Annotated in this window: 27 protein-coding genes; 14 read left to right on the top strand and 13 right to left on the bottom strand. The window is 66.1% G+C overall.

All coding sequences use genetic code 11. The annotated features are described in order from the left end of the window. Positions 1-96 precede the first annotated feature (96 nt). Positions 97-438, top strand: coding sequence for a hypothetical protein (locus IE122_RS02430; RefSeq protein WP_189619477.1), 342 nt, complete (start codon positions 97-99; stop codon positions 436-438). Positions 439-448: 10 nt separating this feature from the next. On the opposite strand, the gene IE122_RS02425 is transcribed toward IE122_RS02430, so the two are convergent. Genes IE122_RS02425 through IE122_RS02405 form a run of 5 tightly spaced genes read right to left on the bottom strand, consistent with a single transcriptional unit; the run spans position 449 to position 3,755 of the window. Further along, complete coding sequence (locus IE122_RS02425) at positions 449-1,585, bottom strand: GNAT family N-acetyltransferase (RefSeq protein WP_189619476.1); 1,137 nt, start codon at positions 1,583-1,585, stop codon at positions 449-451. After that, positions 1,582-2,370 (bottom strand): glycerophosphodiester phosphodiesterase family protein, encoded by a 789-nt coding sequence (locus IE122_RS02420; protein WP_189619475.1) that lies wholly within the window; start codon positions 2,368-2,370, stop codon positions 1,582-1,584. Before IE122_RS02420 ends, IE122_RS02425 begins: the two co-directional genes overlap by 4 nt. Continuing rightward, positions 2,351-2,833, bottom strand: coding sequence for a RidA family protein (locus IE122_RS02415; protein ID WP_189619474.1), 483 nt, complete (start codon positions 2,831-2,833; stop codon positions 2,351-2,353). The genes IE122_RS02420 and IE122_RS02415 overlap by 20 nt, the downstream gene beginning before the upstream one ends. Then, entirely contained in the window at positions 2,830-3,480 is a 651-nt protein-coding gene (locus IE122_RS02410; protein WP_189619473.1) for an HAD family hydrolase, read from the bottom strand. The genes IE122_RS02415 and IE122_RS02410 overlap by 4 nt, the downstream gene beginning before the upstream one ends. Next, on the bottom strand, positions 3,477-3,755 hold the full coding sequence (locus tag IE122_RS02405) for a DUF3572 domain-containing protein (RefSeq protein ID WP_229813656.1): 279 nt from the start codon (positions 3,753-3,755) through the stop codon (positions 3,477-3,479). The genes IE122_RS02410 and IE122_RS02405 overlap by 4 nt, the downstream gene beginning before the upstream one ends. Before the next feature lie 60 nt (positions 3,756-3,815). Between IE122_RS02405 and IE122_RS02400 the strand changes: the two genes are divergently transcribed. The 3 genes from IE122_RS02400 to spt all read left to right on the top strand — a co-directional run bounded on the left by IE122_RS02400 (position 3,816) and on the right by spt (position 6,122). Continuing rightward, entirely contained in the window at positions 3,816-4,181 is a 366-nt protein-coding gene (locus tag IE122_RS02400; RefSeq protein WP_189619472.1) for a response regulator, read from the top strand. Between the two features lie 415 nt (positions 4,182-4,596). Beyond that, the gene (locus IE122_RS02395; RefSeq protein WP_189619471.1) at positions 4,597-4,836 is read left to right on the top strand and encodes an acyl carrier protein; all 240 of its coding nucleotides are present in this window, start codon (positions 4,597-4,599) and stop codon (positions 4,834-4,836) included. A gap of 59 nt (positions 4,837-4,895) precedes the next feature. Further along, positions 4,896-6,122 carry a serine palmitoyltransferase gene (spt, locus tag IE122_RS02390; protein ID WP_189619470.1) on the top strand — a complete coding sequence of 409 codons (1,227 nt, stop codon included), beginning with the start codon at positions 4,896-4,898 and terminating at the stop codon, positions 6,120-6,122. An 18-nt stretch (positions 6,123-6,140) separates the two neighbouring features. Here the strand turns inward: spt and IE122_RS02385 are convergent, their stop codons facing one another. Continuing rightward, complete coding sequence (locus IE122_RS02385; protein WP_189619469.1) at positions 6,141-6,446, bottom strand: usg protein; 306 nt, start codon at positions 6,444-6,446, stop codon at positions 6,141-6,143. Positions 6,447-6,542: 96 nt separating this feature from the next. Next, the gene (locus tag IE122_RS02380) at positions 6,543-7,178 is read right to left on the bottom strand and encodes a YqaA family protein (RefSeq protein WP_189619468.1); all 636 of its coding nucleotides are present in this window, start codon (positions 7,176-7,178) and stop codon (positions 6,543-6,545) included. Between the two features lie 149 nt (positions 7,179-7,327). Between IE122_RS02380 and IE122_RS02375 the strand changes: the two genes are divergently transcribed. From IE122_RS02375 to arsC, 4 genes are read left to right on the top strand one after another with little or no spacing between them, the layout of a single operon-like run. Beyond that, positions 7,328-7,765 carry an ArsI/CadI family heavy metal resistance metalloenzyme gene (locus IE122_RS02375; RefSeq protein ID WP_189619467.1) on the top strand — a complete coding sequence of 146 codons (438 nt, stop codon included), beginning with the start codon at positions 7,328-7,330 and terminating at the stop codon, positions 7,763-7,765. Next, on the top strand, positions 7,765-8,109 hold the full coding sequence (locus tag IE122_RS02370; RefSeq protein WP_189619745.1) for an ArsR/SmtB family transcription factor: 345 nt from the start codon (positions 7,765-7,767) through the stop codon (positions 8,107-8,109). The genes IE122_RS02375 and IE122_RS02370 overlap by 1 nt, the downstream gene beginning before the upstream one ends. Further along, on the top strand, positions 8,109-9,161 hold the full coding sequence (gene arsB / locus IE122_RS02365; protein ID WP_189619466.1) for an ACR3 family arsenite efflux transporter: 1,053 nt from the start codon (positions 8,109-8,111) through the stop codon (positions 9,159-9,161). The genes IE122_RS02370 and arsB overlap by 1 nt, the downstream gene beginning before the upstream one ends. A 3-nt stretch (positions 9,162-9,164) precedes the next feature. After that, a complete protein-coding gene (gene arsC, locus IE122_RS02360) occupies positions 9,165-9,572 on the top strand; it encodes an arsenate reductase (glutaredoxin) (RefSeq protein WP_189619465.1) in 408 nt (135 codons plus the stop codon). Between the two features lie 155 nt (positions 9,573-9,727). Here the strand turns inward: arsC and IE122_RS02355 are convergent, their stop codons facing one another. From IE122_RS02355 to IE122_RS02340, 4 genes are all read right to left on the bottom strand, one after another. Beyond that, complete coding sequence (locus tag IE122_RS02355) at positions 9,728-10,909, bottom strand: hypothetical protein (RefSeq protein ID WP_229813654.1); 1,182 nt, start codon at positions 10,907-10,909, stop codon at positions 9,728-9,730. Beyond that, positions 10,864-12,441: a 2-polyprenylphenol 6-hydroxylase gene (gene ubiB / locus IE122_RS02350; RefSeq protein WP_189619464.1), complete on the bottom strand. Its 1,578-nt coding sequence runs from the start codon at positions 12,439-12,441 to the stop codon at positions 10,864-10,866. The genes IE122_RS02355 and ubiB overlap by 46 nt, the downstream gene beginning before the upstream one ends. A gap of 283 nt (positions 12,442-12,724) precedes the next feature. Beyond that, positions 12,725-13,465 (bottom strand): class I SAM-dependent methyltransferase, encoded by a 741-nt coding sequence (locus IE122_RS02345; RefSeq protein WP_189619463.1) that lies wholly within the window; start codon positions 13,463-13,465, stop codon positions 12,725-12,727. Continuing rightward, positions 13,462-14,418, bottom strand: coding sequence for a DMT family transporter (locus IE122_RS02340; protein WP_189619462.1), 957 nt, complete (start codon positions 14,416-14,418; stop codon positions 13,462-13,464). Before IE122_RS02340 ends, IE122_RS02345 begins: the two co-directional genes overlap by 4 nt. Before the next feature lie 82 nt (positions 14,419-14,500). Between IE122_RS02340 and mutM the strand changes: the two genes are divergently transcribed. The 6 genes from mutM (at position 14,501) to IE122_RS02310 (ending at position 20,026) form a co-directional block, all read left to right on the top strand. Beyond that, positions 14,501-15,313 (top strand): bifunctional DNA-formamidopyrimidine glycosylase/DNA-(apurinic or apyrimidinic site) lyase, encoded by an 813-nt coding sequence (gene mutM / locus IE122_RS02335; protein ID WP_189619743.1) that lies wholly within the window; start codon positions 14,501-14,503, stop codon positions 15,311-15,313. Between the two features lie 150 nt (positions 15,314-15,463). After that, positions 15,464-15,724, top strand: coding sequence for a 30S ribosomal protein S20 (gene rpsT, locus IE122_RS02330; protein ID WP_189619461.1), 261 nt, complete (start codon positions 15,464-15,466; stop codon positions 15,722-15,724). Positions 15,725-16,240: 516 nt separating this feature from the next. Continuing rightward, positions 16,241-17,677 (top strand): chromosomal replication initiator protein DnaA, encoded by a 1,437-nt coding sequence (dnaA, locus tag IE122_RS02325; protein WP_308430388.1) that lies wholly within the window; start codon positions 16,241-16,243, stop codon positions 17,675-17,677. A gap of 223 nt (positions 17,678-17,900) precedes the next feature. Further along, positions 17,901-18,749 (top strand): GGDEF domain-containing protein, encoded by an 849-nt coding sequence (locus IE122_RS02320; protein ID WP_189619460.1) that lies wholly within the window; start codon positions 17,901-17,903, stop codon positions 18,747-18,749. Between the two features lie 81 nt (positions 18,750-18,830). Continuing rightward, the gene (locus IE122_RS02315) at positions 18,831-19,259 is read left to right on the top strand and encodes a DUF983 domain-containing protein (RefSeq protein ID WP_189619459.1); all 429 of its coding nucleotides are present in this window, start codon (positions 18,831-18,833) and stop codon (positions 19,257-19,259) included. Then, positions 19,256-20,026, top strand: coding sequence for a HesA/MoeB/ThiF family protein (locus IE122_RS02310; protein ID WP_189619458.1), 771 nt, complete (start codon positions 19,256-19,258; stop codon positions 20,024-20,026). Before IE122_RS02315 ends, IE122_RS02310 begins: the two co-directional genes overlap by 4 nt. Here the strand turns inward: IE122_RS02310 and IE122_RS02305 are convergent. Both IE122_RS02305 and IE122_RS02300 read right to left on the bottom strand, forming a co-directional pair. After that, on the bottom strand, positions 20,015-20,734 hold the full coding sequence (locus tag IE122_RS02305; RefSeq protein ID WP_189619457.1) for an NAD-dependent deacylase: 720 nt from the start codon (positions 20,732-20,734) through the stop codon (positions 20,015-20,017). The genes IE122_RS02310 and IE122_RS02305 overlap by 12 nt on opposite strands. A 53-nt stretch (positions 20,735-20,787) precedes the next feature. Further along, entirely contained in the window at positions 20,788-21,042 is a 255-nt protein-coding gene (locus IE122_RS02300; protein WP_189619456.1) for a helix-turn-helix domain-containing protein, read from the bottom strand. Positions 21,043-21,145 lie beyond the last annotated feature (103 nt).

Genomic DNA, 21,145 nt, shown 5'->3' with positions numbered 1-21,145 from the left:
CGTTGACCGCAGCTTCGCCTCATCGGCAGCGCAAATGCCCGTCAACAGGGACTTTTCGGGACGGGACTCGCAGCCATTCGACAGGGGTAAGAGACCATGACCAGTGCCTGGATTCATCATAACGGCATCAACGATACCGCTTCCGCAGCCTGCACCCAGGCCGAAGACCTGCTGGTCGCCGAGTGCCTGGCGGCCGCCGCCGACGGCGATATCAGCGCCTACTTCGATCTCGGCGTCGCCTATTCGACCGCCAGCCACGGCGCGACCTGCGATCTGATCGAAGCGCACAAGTGGTTCAACCTGGCCGCCGTCGCCGGGCACGAGGAAGCCGCGCACTGCCGCGCCGAAGTGGCCGACGAGATGACCGCCCGCGAAATCGCCGAAGCCCAGCGCCGCGCCCGCGAATGGCTCTCCGCCAGCATGCGCCGCGCCGCCTGAGGCCCACGCCTCAGTCCTTGCGGAACGGCGTCCGTTCGCCCAGCCGCAACTGATCCAGCGCCACGCCTGCGCGTTCCTGTTCCAGAAAATCCGCCACCGCGCGGCGAAAGCCGGGATGGACGATGTAGTGGGCCGAAACCGTGCGCACCGGCTCATAGCCCCGCGCCAGCTTGTGCCCGCCCTGCGCCCCCGCCTCTACCCGCGACAGGCCCAGCGCGATCGCCGCGTCGATCGCCTGGTAATAGCACAGCTCGAAGTGCAGGAACGGCTTGTCGATCAGCGCGCCCCAGTAGCGCCCGTAAAGCGCATCCGCGCCGATGAAGTTGAGCGCGCCGGCCACTGCCACGCCATCGATGAACGCCAGCACCAGCAGGATCCGTTCGCCCATCGCATCGCCCAGCATGTCGAAGGCTGAGCGGGTGAGGTAGGGGCTGCCCCATTTGCGCGCGCCGGTGTCCTGATAGAACCCCCAGAACGCATCCCAATGCTCGGGCCGGATCGCATCGCCGCGCAGCGCGCGGATGGTCACGCCCTCCTGCGCCTTTACCCGTTCCTTGCGCAAGTCCTTGCGCTTGCGCGAGGATAACGTGGCGAGGAAATCGTCGAAGCGGGCAAAGCCGCGGTTGGTCCAGTGGAACTGGATATCGTCGCGCAACAGCCAGCCCGCCGCCTCGAAATCGGCCACCTGTTCCGGCGCGATGAAGGTGGCGTGCGCCCCGGAAAAGCCGTTGTCACGGCACAGCGTTTCGGCGGCACGCAAAAGCGGCAGGCGCAATTCGGGATGCGGCGTCAGCAGCCGGGGTCCGGTGGCGGGCGTGAACGGGACCGCGATCTGCAGCTTGGGATAATAGGCCCCGCCGGCGCGGTGCCAGGCATCGGCCCAGCCATGATCGAAGACGTATTCGCCCTGGCTATGCTCTTTCAGGTACGCCGGCAACGCCGCCGCCAGCCCGCCGTCGGGCCCGTCGATCGCGATCGGCAGCGGTTGCCAGCCGCTATGGCCGGCGACACTGCCGGACTGCTCCAGCGCGGTCAGGAAGGCGTGGCTGACGAAGGGATTGCCGCCATCGGTCAGCGCGTCCCACTGCTGCGCGGGCAGTTCGCCGACGCCGTGGGCCACCCGCGCCGTGAACGCACCCTCGCTCACGGCGCCGGATCGCCCCCCTGCCCCGCCGCGTCCTCGAAAATCTCGGCATCGGCATGCTCGGCCGCGCGGGCGCGGTGGGCATCGGAGCGCACCGTCCAGGTCAGCACCGGCAACCCGCGACGGCGCTGGCGCGCCGCGAACCCGCTGGGCAGATCGCGAATGTCATAGGCGAGAAAATCGGGCCGGGCATGCCACAAGGCCAGCCGCCGCCGGATCTTGCCCGGCAGCGCCCGATCCTCCCCTTCACTCACCACCAGCCCCCGCACCGTGTGCGGCGAATGGACCGCGTACCAGTGCGACACCTGGGGATCGAAGCTCATCACCGCATGCGGGCCGGTATAGCCTTCGAGCACGCGGCGGACGGCCAGGCACAGCGCGGCGATGCGGGCATCGCCATCGGACTTGAGCTCGATCAGCACCGGCACCTGCCCCGCCACCATGGTCAGCACCTGGCGCAGTGAGGGGATCGTATCCTCGGCGCTGCCGATCAACCGTATCTGGCCGAGCTGTTCAGCACTGCGCCGCGCCACCGGGCCGCTCGCCTCGGTCAGCCGGTCCAGCTCGTCGTCGTGGAACACCACCGGCTGACCGTCGCTCGATCGCTGCACGTCCAGCTCGATCCCCAGCCCCCCCGCAATCGCGGCGCGAAAGGCGGACAGCGCATTTTCCGGCACCCCGGCAGCACCGTGCAAACCGCGATGGGCATAGTCCTGCGCGCCCAGCCATTCGATCTTGCGCGGATCGGGGACCGGCGCGCGCCAGCGGTCAAACAGGGCGAACGGCAACGATCGCGTCCACTTCCACCGCCGCGCCCAGCGGCAGCACCGGCACGCCCACCGCGCTGCGCGCGTGCTTGCCGGCTTCGCCGAACACCGCCACCATCAGTTCGGAAGCGCCGTTCGCCACCTTGGGCTGATCGGTGAAGCTGCCGGTGGAATTGACGAAGGCCCCCAGCTTGACCACCCGCTCCACCCGGTCGAGCGACCCGAGCGCGGCCTTGAGTTGCGCCAGGATCATCACCGCGCAGGCCTGCGCCGCCTCTACTCCGGCTTCAAGCTCGACATCCTCGCCCAGCCGCCCGGTCACCAGCTTGCCGTCGATGAACGGCAACTGCCCGGAAACGTGGGCGAGACCACCCGCCACCACCACCGGCACATAGGCCGCGACCGGGGCCGCCGGTTCGGGCAGGACGAGGCCGAGTTCGGCAAGGCGCGCATCGAGGGCGGCAGGAGCAGCGGTGGTGGTCATGTCGGGTCCTTCGCGTTGTCTTGTCCGGTGCCGTGAAGCCGCTCCAGCAGCCAGGGCAGCGCGTGATTCCAGGTATCTATCCGGGCATGGGCATGGCCGGCTTCATGCGCGCAGTCGATATGCGGTGCGATGCGCGGCTCGGCGCACAAGTGCAGGCGGCCGACATGCGGCGTCAGTTCGCCGACCGAGCCGTGGTGCTGGGCGATATCGTCGATGAACACCGCCCGGCCGGGCTCGTATTCGTCAAGGATCGCCTTGAGTGCCGGCCCCTTCGGCCCCTGGTTGGTATAGACTTTCAGGTCGATACCGTGATCGGCAAGCTGGCGCACGCGGTGTTCGCGCCGGAAATCCATCAGGTTGGTCAGCACCACCACATCCGCCTCGCGCGAAAGCTCGGCGATCGCCGCCGCCGCGCCTTCGACCGGGGTCTGGCGGTGCATCTGGCCATCGAAGAACTTGTTGAGCAGTTCCCACACCCGCGCCTGTTCGAGCAGTGCGCCAGTCTGCGCATCGCGCATCGACTTGTGGAAGGCAGGAACGCCAAGATCGAACGAGACCCCCTCTTCCTCGGCCAGCCACTCCTGAAAATGGCCGACCATGTAGAGCAGGACTTCGTCGCAATCGGTGATGACCAGCGGCCGGCTCATGCCTGCAGTGCCTTTCCCGCCGCCGCCAGCGCCTCTGGCTTCACGCCCAGAGAATCCGCAGCCGCGACCAAATCGGGTTCATGCGCGCAGAGGAAGTCAATCACCGCGACGTGCGTGCCACGATAACCGAGCCCCGCCCGCAGCAAGTCGGGCGTCAGCCCGGTAAGTGCGAGGAAACGGCCGGCGCGGTCGTCGTCTGCGACAATCCAGCCCAGCGCCGATAGCGCCAGGGCCTGCGGATCGGCGGGGGATGCGGGGTTCGCGGGAATTGTCACGGTCTCCTGAACGGCCTAGGGCTTCTCTCTCAACCCTATAGATGGTGTCCAAGGCCGCGAATGGCAAAGCGAATTCTCGTTGTCGAGGACAACGATCTCAACCGCCGGTTGTTTTGCGACGTGCTCCGGAGCCAGGGCTATGCGGTGGAACCGGTGGCCGACGGCCTCGACGCACTGGAACGCGCCCGCCAGTTCGTGCCCAACCTCATCATCATGGACATCCAGTTGCCCAATGTCTCCGGACTGGACCTGATCGAAGCGGCCAAGCAGGACAGCACCCTGCGCACCGTCCCCGTCCTCGCCGTCACCGCCTACGCCGGCAAGGGCGACGAGGAACGCATCCGCGAGGCGGGCGCGGAAGGGTACCTCGCCAAGCCGATCTCGATCGGTCCATTCATGCAGGCAGTGCGGGCGCTGGCGGGGTAGGACGAATAACCCAACCGAATTGCCCACGTGGCGCCCGGCACCATGCGACAAACAGTTCGCAACTGAAAGGGGCATCGGCGATGCCGCTCGACGATGATCGCCAGCCTGCGGGCCGGCGGTCTGCACTCGGTGTTTCCTACACCCCCCTCCCATGGCATCTTGCTTCCTCGTTGACGTACCAAATCTGCGATTTCCTGATGCACACTGTAACTTTCAGTTATAGCGATATTTCATAATCTTATTAATCATTTAAGTCAGATTCCGAAGTTTACACACTGTAACCTTTGTAAACTTCGCCAGACGCATGATCGCGCCGCCCGTCCTTGCTGCGGCCTTGACATTTCGCCCGCTTCGCCGCTTTTGCGCCGCAATTCCCGGCCACAGAGCCGACCGAACTTTCGGAGTTGCCAGAACCATGACCCGCGATGAAACCTCCGCCCGGATCGCCGCGCTGATCGAGCCGTTCAACAAGAAGGGGGTTGCCATCACCGATGCCACCCGCTTCACCGACGATCTGGAGTTCGACAGCCTGACCGTCATGGATTTCGTCGCCGCGATCGAGGATGAGTTCGACATCATCATCTCGATGAACGCGCAGGCCGAGATCGAGAATTACGGCCAGTTGGTCGATGCCGTGGTCAAGCTGACGGCCTGAGCGCCCCGTCCCGTTGAGAGGCGGTGCCGCCTGGCCCCTCGCCCAAGGAATTGCACACGATGACCGACATGCTCGACACCACCACCAAAGGCGATCTGTTCAGCAAGTTCGATCCGCTGATCCAGATGCGTGCCAACCTGCTCGCTTCCGGGGTGGAAGATCCGTTCAGCCTCGTCATGGAACGGGTGCTTTCGCCTACCGTCGCCGTCTGCAACGGGCGCGAGACGATTCTGCTCGGCACCTACAACTACATGGGCATGACCTTCGACCCCGATGTGATCGAGGCGGGCAAGCAAGCGCTGGACGATTTCGGATCGGGCACCACCGGCAGCCGCGTGCTGAACGGCACCTATGCCGGGCACAAGGCGGTCGAACAGGCGCTATGCGACTTCTACGACATGCGCCACGCGATGGTCTTTTCGACCGGGTATCAGGCCAACCTCGGCATCATTTCGACGATCGCCGGCAAAGGTGACTACATCGTCCTCGACATCGACAGCCACGCCTCGATCTGGGACGGCTGCAAGATGGGCGACGCCGAAGTGGTGCCGTTCAAGCACAACGATATCGAAGCGATGGAAAAGCGCCTGCGCCGCATTCCCGCCGATGCCGGCAAGCTGGTCGTGCTCGAAGGCGTCTATTCGATGCTGGGCGATATCGCTCCGCTCAGGGAGATGATCGCCGTCGCCAAGAAGTACGGCGCGATGGTGCTGGTCGATGAGGCGCATTCGATGGGCTTCATCGGCCCGAACGGGCGCGGCGTGGCCGAGGACCAGGGCTGCCTCGACGATGTTGATTTCGTGATCGGGACTTTCTCCAAGTCGGTCGGCACGGTGGGCGGATTCTGCGTTTCGAACCATCCCAAGTTCGAGATCATGCGGCTGGTCTGCCGCCCCTATGTGTTCACCGCCAGCCTTCCCCCCAGCGTCGTCGCCACCGCCGCGACTTCGGTGCGCAAGCTCATGCATGCGGCGGACAAGCGCGCGCACCTGTGGGAAAACTCGCGCACGCTCCACAAGGGGCTCAAGGACGCCGGGTTCAGCCTGGGCACAGACAGCCCGCAGTCGGCCATCATCTCGGTCATCATGCCCGATCTGGAACGCGGCGCGGGGATGTGGGAAGCGCTGCTTCACGAAGGGCTTTACGTGAACCTCGCCCGCCCGCCGGCAACCCCGGCCAACATGACCCTGCTGCGCTGCTCGCTGTGCGCCGAACATTCGGCCGAACAGGTGCAGCAGATCATCGGCATGTTCACCCGCGCCGGCAAGACGGTGGGGATCATCTGACGCGCAAAGCGGCGCGCTTCAGTGGATGGAAATGATTCCATCCACGGCGCGCCATTCCTGCGGGCCGATCAGCTTCTTGTGGGCTACCCGTACCGAATGGAGCGGGCCCTCGATCTCGCGGACCCAGAAGTCCAGGAACCGGCGCAACACGGGGAACTGCGGAGCTTCGTCGTATTGCTGGAAAGCGTAAAGCTGCAGGAGCCGGGGATGGTCGGGAAAGAAGTAATGGATCTCCACGGTCGTAAGGCTGTAGCCTTCGATCTGCCTGATGAAATCAGGCGATGCGCGCAAAACCCGTGATGGTTCTTCCTGTCGACCGACCATAAACCTCCTTCCGGCACCGCACGCTTATTGCGGTGCAGCATGGAAAGAATGCCATAAAACCGGTTAACGTCAAGTGAGTGCCGCGCCGGGCCAATCTCAGGCGCTCGTCACCGCCGTCGCCTGCGCGCAGGCACGCGAATCCTTGCCGTCGCCGCCCAGCAGCGTCGCCGCCATGAACCCGACGACGATCAGCACGACGAACCCCACCGTCACCTTGCCGAGATGCCGGTCGATCACCGGCTTGATCCGCGCCCCATAGAGCCGGAACAGCACACCCACGATCATGAAGCTGATCGAGCGCGAAATGAGGCTGGCAACGATGAACGTCACGAGACTGAGCCCGATGAAGCCGGCGGTGATGGTGATGAGCTTGAACGGAATGGGCGTCGCGCCCTTGGCGATGATGAAGATCGCCCCCTTCTCGCGCAGGAAGCAGGCTGCCTTGGGAAAGCTCTCCTGCAGGTGCAGCGCGCGCAACAGGGTGTCGCCGAAGGCCTCGAACGCGAAATGACCGATCGCATAGCCCAGCAGGCCACCGGCGACCGACGCCAGCGTGGCGGTCGCGGCGAAGCGGATCGCCTTCTTCGGCTCCGCCAGGCACATCAGCCCCAGTAGCGGATGCGGCGGCACCGGGAAAAAACTGGCCTCCATGAACGCGAACGCGGCCAGCCACCACTCGGCATGGCGGTGCGCAGCCTTCGCCAGGGTCCAGTCATAAAGGCGACGCAGCATCACGGTCTCCGCACGGGATCAGTGGCGCATCCTTAGGAGCCATGCTGCGACGCGGCAAGGGGCTGCCGACCAGCGGGCAAAGGCGAATCCACCTTGTCGAATCGACATTTCGGCGATAGTCGAATTATCGATCATTCGGAGAAGCAGCGATGAAGCGTTTACACCTGCATGTCAGCGTCCCCGACATCACCCAGGCCGTCGCGTTCTATACCACGCTGTTCGACGCGCGGCCGGATGTCGTGAAGGACGATTACGCCAAGTGGATGCTGGACGATCCGCGCGTCAACCTTGCCATTTCCTCGCGCGCCCGTGCCACCGGCATAGATCATGTCGGCATCCAGGTTGACACGCCTGACGAATTGGCGGCGCTGGCCACGCGCCTGAACGCTGCGGGCAACACCACCTTCGACCAGGAGGCAACGACGTGCTGCTACGCCAATTCCGACAAAAGCTGGGTGACGGATACCGCCGGGGTTCGGTGGGAAACATTCTTCACACACGGCGAAGCCACGTCTTACGGCGAAGATGAAGTGATGCCGGATCCGGCCGCAGGTGCCTGCTGCGCTGCCGGGCCGGCTTGCTGCTGATGCTGTTGCCCGATGCCGTAGCAGCCCTGTCCGCGCTGGCGCACGGGCACCGGCTGACTGTCTTTCGCCTCCTGGTGCGGGCCGGCGCGGATGGACTTCCGGCGGGCGAAATCGCCCGGGAAGTCGGCGTCCTGCCGAACACCCTGTCCACGCATCTGACCATCCTTGGCCACGCGGGCTTGATCCAGTCCCGCCGCGAAGGTCGTTCCGTCATCTACTCCGCCGACTACGACGGCATGCGGGGCCTGTTGGGCTTCCTGGTGTCCGACTGCTGCGCCGGACGCCCTGAGATCTGCGCGCCGCTGATGGGACTGGCCGCCTGCTGTGAAGTGGACGCGAAGTGATGACGACTTTCGAACGCTACCTCTCGTTATGGGTCGCCCTGTGCATCGTTGCGGGGATCATGGCGGGACACTTCATGCCCACCTTTTTCGCGACCGTCGGTTCGGCCGAGATCGCAAGCGTCAACATGCCGGTTGCCGTGCTGGTGTGGCTGATGATCATTCCGATGCTGCTGAAGATTGATTTCGGCGCGCTCGGAAAGGTGCGGCGTCACTGGCGCGGGGTCGGCGTAACGCTGTTCGTCAATTGGGCGGTGAAACCCTTTTCGATGGCGCTGCTGGGGACGTTCTTCATCGGCTGGCTGTTCGCGCCGCTGCTGCCGGCCGGGCAATCTTCGTCCTACATCGCAGGATTGATCCTGTTGGCCGCCGCGCCCTGCACCGCGATGGTCTTCGTCTGGTCGAACCTGTGCGACGGCGAACCGACCTACACGCTGAGCCAGGTCGCGCTGAACGACGTGCTGATGGTCGTCCTGTTCGCGCCGCTGGTCGGGCTGTTGCTGGGCGTAGCGTCGATCACGGTGCCCTGGGATACGCTGTTGCTGTCGGTCGTGCTCTACATCGTCGTGCCGGTCATCATCGCTCAGTTCGTGCGACGCGCCGTCTTGTCAGGCGGCGGGCAACCCGCCCTTGACGCCCTGCTGGCGCGGCTTGGCCCAGTGTCACTGCTTGCGCTGCTGGCAACGCTGGTACTGCTGTTCGGATTCCAGGGTGAACAGATCGTCGCGCAGCCGCTGGTCATTGCCTTGCTAGCCGTCCCGATCCTGATCCAGGTCTATTGCAACGCCGGGCTCGCCTACCTCCTCAACCGCGCTATCGGCGAAGCGCATTGCGTGGCGGGACCATCGGCCCTGATCGGTGCCAGCAACTTTTTCGAACTTGCCGTCGCGGCGGCCATCGGACTGTTCGGCCTGCAATCCGGCGCGGCACTGGCAACGGTTGTCGGCGTGCTGATCGAGGTTCCGGTCATGCTGTCCGTCGTCGCCATCGTGAACCGCTCAAAGGGCTGGTATGAACGGGGTTCAGCCGTCGCCCGTGTCCAGCAGAAGGTATAGGCCATGACCGACGCATTTCCCGTTACCATTTACCACAACCCCGATTGCGGCACGTCGCGCAATGCGCTGGCGATCATCAGGGCCGCGGGATATGCGCCCACGGTGATCGAATACTGCATTGCCGGCTGGACCCGCCCGCAACTCGAAGCACTATTCGCGGCGATGGCTGCAACCCCGCGCGAGGTGTTGCGCGAGAAGGGCACGCCGGCCGCCCAGCTCAGCCTGCTGGACGGCGCATCGGGTGAATCGATCATCGAAGCCATGGTCGAGCACCCCATTCTGGTGAACCGACCGATCGTCGTCACGCCGAAAGGCACGAAGCTGTGCCGCCCTTCCGAAGTCGTGCTGGAACTGCTGCAAAACCGGCCCGCCAGCTTCACAAAGGAAGACGGAGAAATCGTCTCCCTCTGACCTGACCGCCTTGATTGGCCTGCGGGTCATGCCAAGCCGATGGGATACCTGTCGCACCCGAGACAAGCGCCATCGAACCCGACAGGTTTCGGAAGGCAGACCCGGCAGATGAGGGCTCAGGGGCGGACCCGAACATTCGAATGGGGCCAGGCCGCCTACGCCAGAACCACTCTCGTCCGGCGCAATCCCTCCAGCCGTGCCGCCGCCCCCAGCGCAGTCAGCGCGCGCGGGGCGAAGACGATGCCGGCGAACATCACCGGGGCGATCATCGCGCCCCAGTAGAAATTGTCCCATCGCCCGGCGAGCATGAACGCCGCGCCGTAGCCGGCGCTGAGCAGGAAGGCGACCACCCCGGCGCGGCTGTTCCAGCCCAGCCAGCCGAAGGTCATCAGGATCACCGCCGGTCCTGCCAGCCAGTGCGGCAGCCAGCGCAAGTTGCTGGACTGGACCACGTTGCCCAGCCAGCCCGGAATGCCGCGCATGACCAGCCACGCCGGGCCATGCGGATCGCCGGGGAGCACCTGCGCGGCGATAATGGCAAGGTGCCAGGACATCACGGCCAGGAACACCGCCACCAGCGCGCCCCATGCCGCCGCTTCGCGCCAGTTGCGCAGCCACAGCGCGGTGGCTCCCATCAACAGGACATAGGGTAGCGTATGTTCGCGGATCGCCAGCGCCAGCGCGGCAGCGGCCCAGGCCGCGATCCAGCGCCCGCCCTGCCCGCCCTGGCCGATCCGATGCAGCCCGAAAGACAGCGCCACCAGCATCCCGGCCCACAGTTCGTGCAGCACGAAGTAATAGCGGTTGAGGCCGAGCGAGGCCCCGACGAAGACCATCGCCGTCGCCAGCCGCCGCAGCCGCTTGAGGTTGGGGTCTTCACCGAACTTCGCCCACCATGCCGCAATCACCCCCGCCATCAGCAGCACGGCCGCGACGATCTGGCCCGCGCCGCCCAGCCATGCGTCGAGATAGGCCAGCGTCGGCAGGCGCACCGCCAGGCCGGGGTTGACCGGGTAATCGCGCGCGCGCTGTTCGGGGACGATGAAATCGTAGTAATTCTGCCCCGCCTGGATGCGCCGGATCGCTGCCTTGTAGAGCGCGATGTCCTCGTCGTCCTCGTCAGCGGTCGTGGTGGACGCCGCCGTTCCGGCAGACCGCGTATGACGCGCGCCCGGATCGCTGTCGGGCCGTCCTACCGGCAGCACTGCTGCCGCCGCCAGCAGCAGCGCCAGCGCCAGCAGCGCAAGCCGCGCCAGACCCACCGGCCAGCCGGCAAAGACAGACGGCGTGCCTAGCCCGCCAGCCTTGTCAGAATGTCCGGATGCGATAACGCCCATGCCGCCAGGCCCCCAAGGAATGCGGCCAGAACATAGCCACTCCAATGGTTACCATCCGGTTTACGCGCCGCATTGCGCGACCAGATCAGGTCCACATCGGGGAGCGGCAACTGTTCGGGCGCGCCGCCCTTGGGCGGGAACTTCTCCTCGATCCGGCGGATCAGCGCGGGCAATCGCTGGAGCGTATCGAAATCGGCGCGCAGCCGATCGACGATCAGCGCCTCCGGCCCCAGCTCGTCACGAATCCAGCTTTTGACGAAGGGTCCGGAAACGTCCCACATGTTGATGCTGGGATCGAGCGCGGTGGCGAGCCCTTCGACCATCACCATCGTCTTTTGCAGCAGCAGCAGGTGCGGTTGCACCGCCATGTCGAAATCGCGGGTGATGGCGAACAGCCCGTCGAGCATCTGGCCGACCGAAAGCTCGGAGACCGGCTTGCCACGCATCGGCTCGCCCACCGCGCGCAGGGCCGAGGCGAAATCCTCGACGCTGTGATAGGCGGGCACGTACTGCGCCTCGAAGTGGATCTCGGCGACGCGGCGGTAATTGCCGGTCATCAGGCCATAGAGGATTTCGGCCAGCCACAGCCGCGCCTGCCGGTTGATCCGGCCCATAATGCCGAAATCGATGGCGACGATCGTGCCGTCTGCCTGCACGAACAGGTTGCCCTGGTGCATATCGGCATGGAAGAAGCCGCCGGCAATCGCCTGGGTCAGGAAAGTCAGCACCAGCGTTTTCGCCAGTCCGGGCAGATCGTGCCCGGCGGCGCGCAGTGCCGCGATATCGCTCATCTTGACGCCATCGACCCATTCGACCGTCATTACCGAACCGTTGGTGCGGTCCCAGTCGGTCGCGGGGATGCGATAGCCGTCGGCGCGGCCCATGATTTCGGCCAGTTCCGAGGCGGAGGCCGCTTCCCGGCGCAAGTCCAGCTCGCGATAGGTCCAGCGCTTCAGATTGGCGACCACCGCGCGCGGCCGCAGCCGCGCCGCTTCGCCGCCCAGCGCCTCAAGATGGGCGGCCGCCCACTCATACGTATCGATATCGCGCGCGAACTGTTCGCGAATGCCGGGACGCAGCACCTTGACCGCCACATCGCGCCCATCCGGCGTCAGCGCGCGGTGGACCTGCGCCATCGACGCGGCCCCCACCGGTTGCTCGTCAAACCGGGCGAACAGCTCTTCCAGCGGGCGGCCGAAAGTGCCTTCGACAGCCGCGCGGATCTGCGCGAAGTCCACCGGCGGCAGGCTGTCCTGCAGGCTCAGCAGGTTGCGCGCGGGGATTTCGCCCACAAGATCCGGCCGCGTCGCCAGCGCCTGGCCCAGCTTGATCGCGGCGGGACCAATGGCCTGGAACGCGCCGGCATAATCGGGTTCGGCGGGCTGGCGGGTGCCGATCCGGGCGATCCGGCACAGCCGCTTGACCTGCACCGGCGCGTTGCGATCGTTCTCGATCCCCCGCAACGCCCCATGCCGCGCGAGCACCCGGCCCCAGCTCAGCAAGCGCAGGATATGGCGTGTGGGGCGGGTCATGCCGCGCCCGCGCGTGGAGCATGGATTGCACGCGGAGGCGCGGAGACGCGGAGATTTACTGGTTCGCGCAAAGGCGCAAAGGCGCAAAGGGCCGGGCCCGCGCCGCAGGCCTTGAGCACTTTCGAAGACGCCGCGCGAGACTGCGATGATATGCAGTGCGGCTGCGCCGCAAGACCAACGCCTTTGCGCCTTTGCGCCTTTGCGCGAACCCTTTGACCCTCCGCGTCTCCGCGCCTCCGCGTGAGACCGGACCTTCGCAGGCCCCCGTACCGCTGCGTCATTCTCAGACCTTCCATCCCGAATGGATGGCGACCAGCCCGCCCAGGATGGGTTCGACCTTGGTCTGCGTGAAACCCGCATCGCGGATCATCCGCTCGAATTCCGGCATCGGCGGGAAACGGCGGATAGATTCGATCAGGTAGCGATAGCTGTCCGCATCGCCCGCGATCATCGTGCCGATGCGGGGCACCAGCTTGTGCGAATAGGTGTCGTAGATTTCCTTGAACCCCGGCCACTGCGTGGTCGAGAATTCGAGGCAGAAGAAGCGTCCGCCGTATTTGAGCACGCGGTGCGCCTCGGCCAGCGCCTTGTCGATCCGGGTCACGTTGCGGATGCCGAAGGCGATCGTATAGGCATCGAAGAAGCGATCCGGGAACGACAGTTCCTCCGCGTTCTGGCGCGACCAGACCAGACTGTCGATGCCGCGCTCCATTGCCCGCTCTATGCCCACATCGAGCATGTCCTGGTTGATGTCGGACACCGTCACGCTGGCTCCGGCCTTTTCCAGGCGGAACGCGATATCGCCGGTGCCGCCCGCCATATCGAGAATCTGCTCGCCCGCGCGCGGTTTCACCCGGCGGACGAACTGATCCTTCCACACCCGGTGCAGGCCTGCGGACATGGCGTCGTTCATCACGTCGTATTTCTTGGCGACGCTGGAGAATACGGCCCCGACGCGGGCGGTCTTGTCCTGGGCGTCGATGTCCTCGTAGCCGAAGGATACGGTCTGGCTGGTCTCGGTCATGGCCTGTCCTCTAGCGGCGGGGCCGCGCCTGCGCCACCTGCGTTTTGCGGTTCGGTCCTGCGCCGGACGACCAGCGCGGCAAGGACGATGCCGCCCAGGATCATCGCCATGCCGATCCAGTGGAACCGCTCCAGATGCTCGCCCAGCAACCAGGTGGAGAGCAGCGCACCGAACAGCGGCATCAGCGTGATCCCCTGCCCCGCGCGCGCCGGGCCAAGCTGCTCGGTCGCCGCATTGAACACGTAGAACGCCACCACCGACGGGAATATCCCGACATAGACGAACCCGCCCAGATCGCGCAGCGACCAGCCGTGGTTGCGCCCCTCCAGCGTTTCGAGCAGCGCCGGCGGCGCCATCGTCAACACCCCGAGGCTGAACGTCAGCAGCAGGAACACCGCCGGGCTGACAGCGGGCTTGCGCCTGAGAAACACGATATAGAGCGCCCAAGCCAGCGCCGCGATCAGGATCATCGCATCGCCCCGGCCGATCGGCAGCCCGGCAATCGCCGCCAGATCGCCGCGCAGGACGATGGTGACGACCCCCAGCGTCGACAGGAGCACCGCCGCCACCTGCAGCGCCGGGGCCCTGGTCCCTTCCAGCACCCGGTCGACCGCCAGCACCATCGCCGGGATCGAGGCCTGCAGCAGCAGCGCGTTCGTCGCGGTGGTATAGCGCAGGCCGTTGTACAGCAGCGCATTGAACAGCACCACGCCCAGCGCCCCCAGAATCGCGATCCACAGCCACCCGGCACGGATGATCGCGCGTTCGGCCCACGCCTTGCGTGCGGCCAGCGGCAGCAGGACGAGGCAAGCGATGAACCAGCGCATGAACGACAGCGTGAACGGCCCGACATCATCGCGCATGGCCCGGCCGACGATCGAGTTCCCGGCCCAGAACACCATGACCACGCCCAGCATCAGATAAGCGCGCGCATGGGATTTCCGAGGAGGCATGGCCGCCGCCTTATCGTGCCGCGTCGATCTTGGCGAGGGCCCGGTGACAGGGCGCGCGCCAAGCCCTATCTGCATGCGCACCATGCCCGAATTACCCGAAGTCGAAACCACCGTGCGCGGCCTCGCCCGCGTGCTCGATGGCGCGCGCATCGCCCGCGTCGCGGTCAACCGTCCCGATCTGCGCCGCCCGTTTCCGCCCGAACTGGTCCAGGCGCTGACCGGGGCGCGGGTCACCGGGCTGGGCCGCCGCGCCAAATACGGCCTGATCCATACCGACCGCGACAGCACCATGATCTTCCACCTCGGCATGTCGGGGCGCTGGCGGATCGAGCCGGAGCAGATCGAGAAGCACGATCATCTCGTGCTCGAAACCGATGCCGGGCATGTGCTGGCACTGAACGACGCGCGCCGGTTCGGGTCGGTCGACCTGGTGCAGACCGCCGCGCTGGACATCTGGCCCGCATTTGCCGCGATGGGGCCCGAGCCGCTGGGCGACGGACTGACCGCCAAGCACCTCGCCAAGGCCTTTGCCGGGCGCAGCGCACCGATCAAGCAATTACTGCTGGATCAGGCGATCGTGGCGGGGCTGGGCAACATCTACGTCTGCGAGGCGCTGTTCCGGGCCGGCATCCGGCCGGACAAGGCCGCCGGGCAAGTCAGTCGCCCCGCGCTCGGCCGGCTGGTCCCGGCGATCCGCACCGTGCTGGCCGAATCGATCGCCGCCGGGGGATCGACCATTCGCGACTATGCCCAGCCCTCGGGCGAACTCGGCTATTTCGCGACGGCCTGGCAGGTCTACGGGCGCGAGGGCGAAAGCTGCGGCTGCGGCCAGAGCGTGCGCCGTTTCGTGCAGGGCGGACGCAGCACGTTCTGGTGCGCAAAGTGCCAGAAATAGGCGGCCTGCCCCGGCCTGCGCGCCTTGACGAAATCGGGGACCACCGCTAAGGGGCGCGCTTTCCGGCGAGTCAGCTCGCCATTCGAGCAGATTCGTAGGCAATTGTGGCCGCCCAGTGTTTGACCTGGCCGGCCGGACAGAGGAAATTCGATGGCCAATACGCCGCAAGCCCGCAAGCGCATCCGTCGCAACGAGCGCCGCGCCGAAATCAATACCAACCGCGTCAGCCGCATCCGTACCTTCATCAAGAAGGTCGAAGCCGCGATCGCCGGTGGTGACAAGAGCGCCGCAGCCGAAGCGCTGAAGGCCGCGCAGCCGGAACTGGCACGTGGCGTGGCGCGCGGCGTGCTGCACAAGAACACGGCCGCCCGCAAGCTGTCGCGCCTGACCAAGGCCGTCGTGCAGCTCTGAGCGTTTTGCGAATCGCTTAAGGGGTATCGCCGGGGTTCGCCCCGGCACATAACAGGAACGGGGTCGGCGCTATCGAGCGCCGGCCCCGTCCTGGTTTTTGCCGCATCGCAGCAGGCAAATCGGGACATCGTTGATTTCCCGCGATTCGTTTTTCCGCCTTGCGGAACGCATTGAAAAATAGCGATAAATTTTTTTGTTGCGGTTTTTGGGCACTCTCCCTGAGTCAACTGCCATTATTTTCGAAATTTGTGGGCAGCCGTCTTGCCTGCGGGCGCGGGCCGTCCTTAGAAGTGTCCTTGGCCGTTGCGGAACCGGCCTGGGGAAATCATCACGAAGCATGACAGCTACCGCGAGACGTGTCTCGCGGGGGGAAGAGCTTTTATGCCGATTTTCCGGGGAATTTCCGTGACGGCTCACTTTGGCGGCGGCGAACCATGGGAGATCCACCAGGTGACGGGGACAGTGGCGGGACACGGCGCAGGCGGCGCCCATTCCAAGAAATCGAAGGTAATCAGGTTGGCGACGGAAGAGGATCAGGAAGCCGTGAACCTTGCGGCGGACTGGGCTGATATCAGCCAGGGTCTGCGCAAGGATCTGGGGCAACAGGTCCACAGCCAGTGGATCAAGCCGATCCAGCCCGGTTCCTACTGCAAGGAAACCGGCACGCTCGACCTTTACCTGCCGACCGAATTTTCCGCCAACTGGGTGGCGGACCGCTTCGCGGATCGGCTCTCGCTGGCCTGGAAGATCGCCCGCCCCGACGTGCGCCACGTGCGCGTGCTGGTCAATCCGGGCCGTCGCCCGCTTCCCGAACTGCGTCTCGGCAACGGCGGCGTGCCCAGCCGCGCCCCGGCCAACGATTCGATGATGGGTGCCAGCACCCCGCTCGGCTCCGCGATCGAGGGGGAAGCCTTCGCCTCGCTCGGCCAGGGCACCGCCGGCATCGATGCTTCGCAGACGTTCACTTCGTTCGTCACCGGCACTGCCAACGTCCTCGCCTGCAACGCGGCGCAGCGCATGGCGGCCACCGAAACACCGCAGTTTTCGCCGCTTTATCTCAAGGCCGCTACCGGCCAGGGCAAGACCCACCTGCTGCACGCGATCGGCCACGCCTATCTGCACAACCACCCCCGCGCGCGCATCTTCTATTGCTCGGCCGAGCGGTTCATGGTCGAATTCGTCCAGGCCCTGCGCCAGAACCAGATGATCGAGTTCAAGGCCCGCCTGCGCGGCTTCGACCTGCTGCTGGTGGACGATATCCAGTTCATCATCGGCAAGGCGAGCGCGCAGGAAGAACTGCTTTACACCATCGACGCCCTGCTGGCCGAAGGCAAACGCCTGGTCTTCGCCGCCGACCGCGCGCCGCAAGCGCTCGACGGGGTGGAACCCCGGCTGCTGTCGCGCCTGTCGATGGGCCTGGTCGCCGATATCCAGCCGGCCGACATCGAACTGCGCCGCTCGATCCTGGAAAGCCGCCTGTCGCGCTTCGCGATCGACGTGCCCGCCGATGTGATCGAGTTCCTGGCCCGGACGATCAACCGCAACGTGCGCGAACTGGTCGGCGGCCTTAACAAGCTGATCGCCTATGCGCAGCTCACCGGCCAGCAGGTCTCGCTGCAACTCGCCGAAGAGCAGTTGACCGATATCCTGTCGGCCAACCGCCGCCGCATCACCATCGATGAAATCCAGCGCACGGTCTGCCAGTTCTACCGGATCGACCGGCAGGAGATGAGCTCCAAGCGCCGCGCCCGCGCCGTCGTGCGCCCGCGCCAGGTGGCGATGTATCTGGCCAAGGTGCTGACGCCGCGGTCCTATCCCGAGATCGGCCGCAAGTTCGGTGGCCGCGATCATTCGACCGTCATCCATGCGGTGCGCCTTATCGAGGAACTGCGCACGCGCGACGCCGATATGGACGGCGACGTGCGCAGCCTGCTGCGCCAGTTGGAAAGCTGAGGCCCGCCCTCCACGGCGGGCCCACCGGCGTTCAACCGCTTGCCAACAGGGTTATCCACCGCGCTATCCCCGCGCGCGCAGCCCATCGCCGCGCGGGGCGATTGCGCGTGCCTGAAGGCATTATCGTCTCATCGCAATTAACCACATCCGCTTAAACGGCGCATACTAACGGCCCCATAGGCCGGCCTTTCCCGACACCTCCTTCGGAAAGGCATTCCCCCCGATGCGTTTCTATCACGCGACCCGGTTCCTGTTTCCCCGCCGCTACGAGTTGCGGCTGCTGCTCGTCTGCTTTCTCGCCGTCCATGTGCCGCTGATCACGGTGCTGATGTTCGAGGCGGTTACCATGCATTGGGATCTGACGATCCTGGGCGTCCTGCTGGTGGCAACGCTGGCCGGCACCGCGCTCGGCCTCGCCGCCATTCACGCCCTGCTGACCCCGGTGACCCGCGCCATCGACCTGCTCGAAGCGGTACACGCCGGGCGGCGCGTGCTTGATGTCCCGGTCGGCGGGCAGGACCTTGTCGGCCGCCTGTACCTCGGCGTTGCCCGTGCCGCGAACGAGAACGCCGCGCGGATGGAGCGGCTGGTGGACGCCGCCGAGCGCGATCCGCTGACCGGCCTGCGCAACCGCCGCGGCTTCCTGGACAGCGCCGAAACCCTGCTCGACGGGGCGACCCAGGCCGTGCTCGCCATCATCGATATCGACCATTTCAAGCAGATCAACGACCGTTTCGGCCACGCCGAGGGCGACCGGGTGCTGGAGCAATTCGCCCGGCATCTCGAAAACGGCATCCGCCGCACCGATCTTGCGGCGCGCTGGGGCGGCGAGGAGTTCATCGTGCTGTTCGTCGGCGCGTCGATCGCCGAGGCGCAGGCCGTGCTCGAACGGCTGCGTACCGGGCTGGCGCGCGATTGCGTGATGCCGGACCCGGCGTGGGAGCTGACCTTTTCCGGCGGCGTCGCCCGGCTCGCCGGTTTTGCCGGACTGGGGGAAGCGACGCACCAGGCCGATGCCGCGATGTACGCGGCCAAGCAGGCCGGCCGCAACCGCCTGCAAATCGCATCCTGACGCCGTGGCGTGCGCGCTGCGCGGCCCGGGTTGAATTCTTAGCGCTTCACCCCGGCGGGCGGGTGCTGTAGGCGGACCGGCATGACTCCAGCGCTCTTCACCGCCCTCCCCGCCGACGTCTGGCAGGCCATCGCCCGCGGCACCCGCTGCCGTTGTCCGCGCTGCGGCGAGGGACGCCTGTTCCGCAAGTGGCTGAAGCCGCTCGATCGCTGCCCGGTCTGCACGCTGGATCTGACGCCGCAGCGGGCCGACGATTTCCCCGCGTACATCGCCATGATCGTGACCGGCCACCTGATGGCCCCGCTGATTATCGCGCTGTCCAAGGACTATGCGCTCGGCGTGGTCGCCATGTTCGCGATCGTCGTGCCGGTGGCGCTGGCGATGATGCTCGGCATGCTGCAACCGGCCAAGGGCGCGGTCATCGCCGTCCAGTGGTGGAACGGCATGCACGGCTTTGCCCGCGAACGCCGCCCGGCGGAAGAGGCGACCGGCGAAGACGCCCAGGCATGAGCCTGGCGGCCGGGCGGATCGAACGCTTCGCGCGGCATATCGTCCTGCCCGAGATCGGCGGGGCCGGCCAGGTGGCGCTGGCCGATGCGCATGTGGTGCTCGTCGGCTGCGGCGGGCTTGGCAGTCCAGCGCTGCAATACCTCGCCGCAGCCGGCATAGGCCGGCTGACACTGGTGGACGACGACCGGGTGGACGTCTCCAATCTCCAGCGACAGACGATTTTCACGCCATCGGACATCGGCAAGGCAAAGGCGGAAAGCGCTGCCGAATGGGTGCGGCGTTTTGATCTTGGCCTTGAGGTCGTGGCGGTCGCTCGGCGGGTGGGGATTGAGAACGCCGCCGATCTCCTGTCCGGCGCGAGCCTCGTACTGGACGGGTGTGACAACTTCGCGACTCGGCTGGCGGTGTCAGATGCGTGCGTGCAACTCGGCATCCCGCTGACCAGCGCCGCGCTCGGCCGGTTCCAGGGCCAGGTGGCCAACTTCGCCGGGCACCTGCCCGATCAGCCCTGCTACCGCTGCTTCGTTGGCGATGCCTTCGATGCCGAGGATTGCGACACCTGCGCCGCCGATGGCGTGCTGGGGGCGATGGCGGGCATGGTCGGCACGTTTGCCGCGATGCATGCGGTGCGCATCGTGCTCGATGGCCTCACCGATCTGGGTCGGCCGCAATATGGCACGCTCCACCTGATCGACGGGCTGGCCCCTTCGATGCGCCCGTTGCGGATCGCCAAGGACCCGGCGTGCCGGGGCTGCTCAGCCGCCTGACAGCATCTCCTCTACCCACGCCGGCACAACCTGCGTGGCCGGGCCGTGGCGCGCTTCGTCGAACCACGCACTGCCCTGGCTCGGCTCCAGATTGAGTTCCAGCGTGCGCGCACCGACATCGCGCGCGCCGCGCACCAGCCCCGCAGCGGGATAGACCGCGCCCGACGTGCCGATCGAGACGAACAGGTCAGCCTCGCGCAATGCGCCGTAGATGTCTTCCATACGGTAGGGCATTTCCCCGAACCAGACGATGTCCGGCCGCAGCGCCGGCACGCCGCAGGCGGGACATGCCGGGCGATCGAGCAGCGGCGCGCGCCAGGGCACCCGTTCGTCGCAGGCGGTGCACCAGGCGTTGAGATGTTCGCCGTGCATGTGGATGAGGTTGCGCGATCCGGCCCGGTCATGCAGGTCATCGACATTCTGCGTCACCAGCGTGACGGTGCCGCCCGGCACCCGCTCCGGCCATTCCGCCTCCAGCCGGGCCAGAGCCGCGTGCGCCGCGTTAGGCTGCTTGGTCTGGATCGCGGCCCGGCGCATGTCGTAGAAACGCAGCACCAGTTCGGGATCGCGCGCAAACGCCTCGGGCGTCGCCACGTCCTCCACCCGGTGTTTCTCCCATAGCCCGCCCGAATCGCGGAACGTATCGATGCCGCTTTCGGCCGAAACGCCGGCCCCGGTCAGGATCATGATGTTGCGAATGCTGGTCATCGCTCCAGCATGGCGGACCTGCGCAGCGCCGCCAAGACGGGATCTACAGGCTGTCAGGCAGCGGCCCCGCTCATCGCCTCGGACACCGGCACGGCACCGACGATCTGCCCCGACGTCAGCGCCAGCGCCACCGCGTGCGGCAGGGTGCGGGCATCAAGCTTGGTCCTGGCATGCTTGAGGTGGAATTCCACCGTCACGCTGGCAACCCCGAGCTGATGCGCGATGTGCGCCACGCGGTGCCCCTGCGCAATAAGCGCCAGGCATTCCCGCTCGCGCGGGGTGAGCCCGGATGAAACCGATACGTGCATCAACTCCGCCCCCCGAAGTTACCCCGGCTCATAACCCGAACAGGGTATATGCCTTTCCATAGGTTGCCCAAGAAAATCCTGCAATTAGATTCGGTTGCGAGAA

It is taken from the genome of Novosphingobium colocasiae (genome assembly GCF_014652555.1).
GTDB classification, from domain to species: Bacteria; Pseudomonadota; Alphaproteobacteria; order Sphingomonadales; family Sphingomonadaceae; genus Novosphingobium; species Novosphingobium colocasiae.
The sequence above is the reverse complement of the archived record's forward strand: the minus strand, read 5'-3'. Positions and strand labels throughout refer to the sequence as shown.

Coding starts and splice junctions, on each gene's coding strand:
- IE122_RS02380 (WP_189619468.1), bottom strand. CDS start 7,178: ATGCTGCGTCGCCTTTATGACTGGACCCTGGCGAAGGCTGCGCACCGC.
- arsB (WP_189619466.1), top strand. CDS start 8,109: ATGACGACTTTCGAACGCTACCTCTCGTTATGGGTCGCCCTGTGCATC.
- IE122_RS02430 (WP_189619477.1), top strand. CDS start 97: ATGACCAGTGCCTGGATTCATCATAACGGCATCAACGATACCGCTTCC.
- IE122_RS02385 (WP_189619469.1), bottom strand. CDS start 6,446: ATGGTCGGTCGACAGGAAGAACCATCACGGGTTTTGCGCGCATCGCCT.
- IE122_RS02300 (WP_189619456.1), bottom strand. CDS start 21,042: ATGCACGTATCGGTTTCATCCGGGCTCACCCCGCGCGAGCGGGAATGC.
- mutM (WP_189619743.1), top strand. CDS start 14,501: ATGCCCGAATTACCCGAAGTCGAAACCACCGTGCGCGGCCTCGCCCGC.
- arsC (WP_189619465.1), top strand. CDS start 9,165: ATGACCGACGCATTTCCCGTTACCATTTACCACAACCCCGATTGCGGC.
- IE122_RS02345 (WP_189619463.1), bottom strand. CDS start 13,465: ATGACCGAGACCAGCCAGACCGTATCCTTCGGCTACGAGGACATCGAC.
- spt (WP_189619470.1), top strand. CDS start 4,896: ATGACCGACATGCTCGACACCACCACCAAAGGCGATCTGTTCAGCAAG.
- IE122_RS02410 (WP_189619473.1), bottom strand. CDS start 3,480: ATGAGCCGGCCGCTGGTCATCACCGATTGCGACGAAGTCCTGCTCTAC.
- IE122_RS02395 (WP_189619471.1), top strand. CDS start 4,597: ATGACCCGCGATGAAACCTCCGCCCGGATCGCCGCGCTGATCGAGCCG.
- IE122_RS02305 (WP_189619457.1), bottom strand. CDS start 20,734: ATGACCAGCATTCGCAACATCATGATCCTGACCGGGGCCGGCGTTTCG.
- IE122_RS02320 (WP_189619460.1), top strand. CDS start 17,901: ATGCGTTTCTATCACGCGACCCGGTTCCTGTTTCCCCGCCGCTACGAG.
- IE122_RS02400 (WP_189619472.1), top strand. CDS start 3,816: ATGGCAAAGCGAATTCTCGTTGTCGAGGACAACGATCTCAACCGCCGG.
- IE122_RS02355 (WP_229813654.1), bottom strand. CDS start 10,909: ATGGGCGTTATCGCATCCGGACATTCTGACAAGGCTGGCGGGCTAGGC.
- IE122_RS02375 (WP_189619467.1), top strand. CDS start 7,328: ATGAAGCGTTTACACCTGCATGTCAGCGTCCCCGACATCACCCAGGCC.
- ubiB (WP_189619464.1), bottom strand. CDS start 12,441: ATGACCCGCCCCACACGCCATATCCTGCGCTTGCTGAGCTGGGGCCGG.
- IE122_RS02415 (WP_189619474.1), bottom strand. CDS start 2,833: ATGACCACCACCGCTGCTCCTGCCGCCCTCGATGCGCGCCTTGCCGAA.
- IE122_RS02310 (WP_189619458.1), top strand. CDS start 19,256: ATGAGCCTGGCGGCCGGGCGGATCGAACGCTTCGCGCGGCATATCGTC.
- IE122_RS02370 (WP_189619745.1), top strand. CDS start 7,765: ATGCTGTTGCCCGATGCCGTAGCAGCCCTGTCCGCGCTGGCGCACGGG.
- IE122_RS02340 (WP_189619462.1), bottom strand. CDS start 14,418: ATGCCTCCTCGGAAATCCCATGCGCGCGCTTATCTGATGCTGGGCGTG.
- rpsT (WP_189619461.1), top strand. CDS start 15,464: ATGGCCAATACGCCGCAAGCCCGCAAGCGCATCCGTCGCAACGAGCGC.
- IE122_RS02315 (WP_189619459.1), top strand. CDS start 18,831: ATGACTCCAGCGCTCTTCACCGCCCTCCCCGCCGACGTCTGGCAGGCC.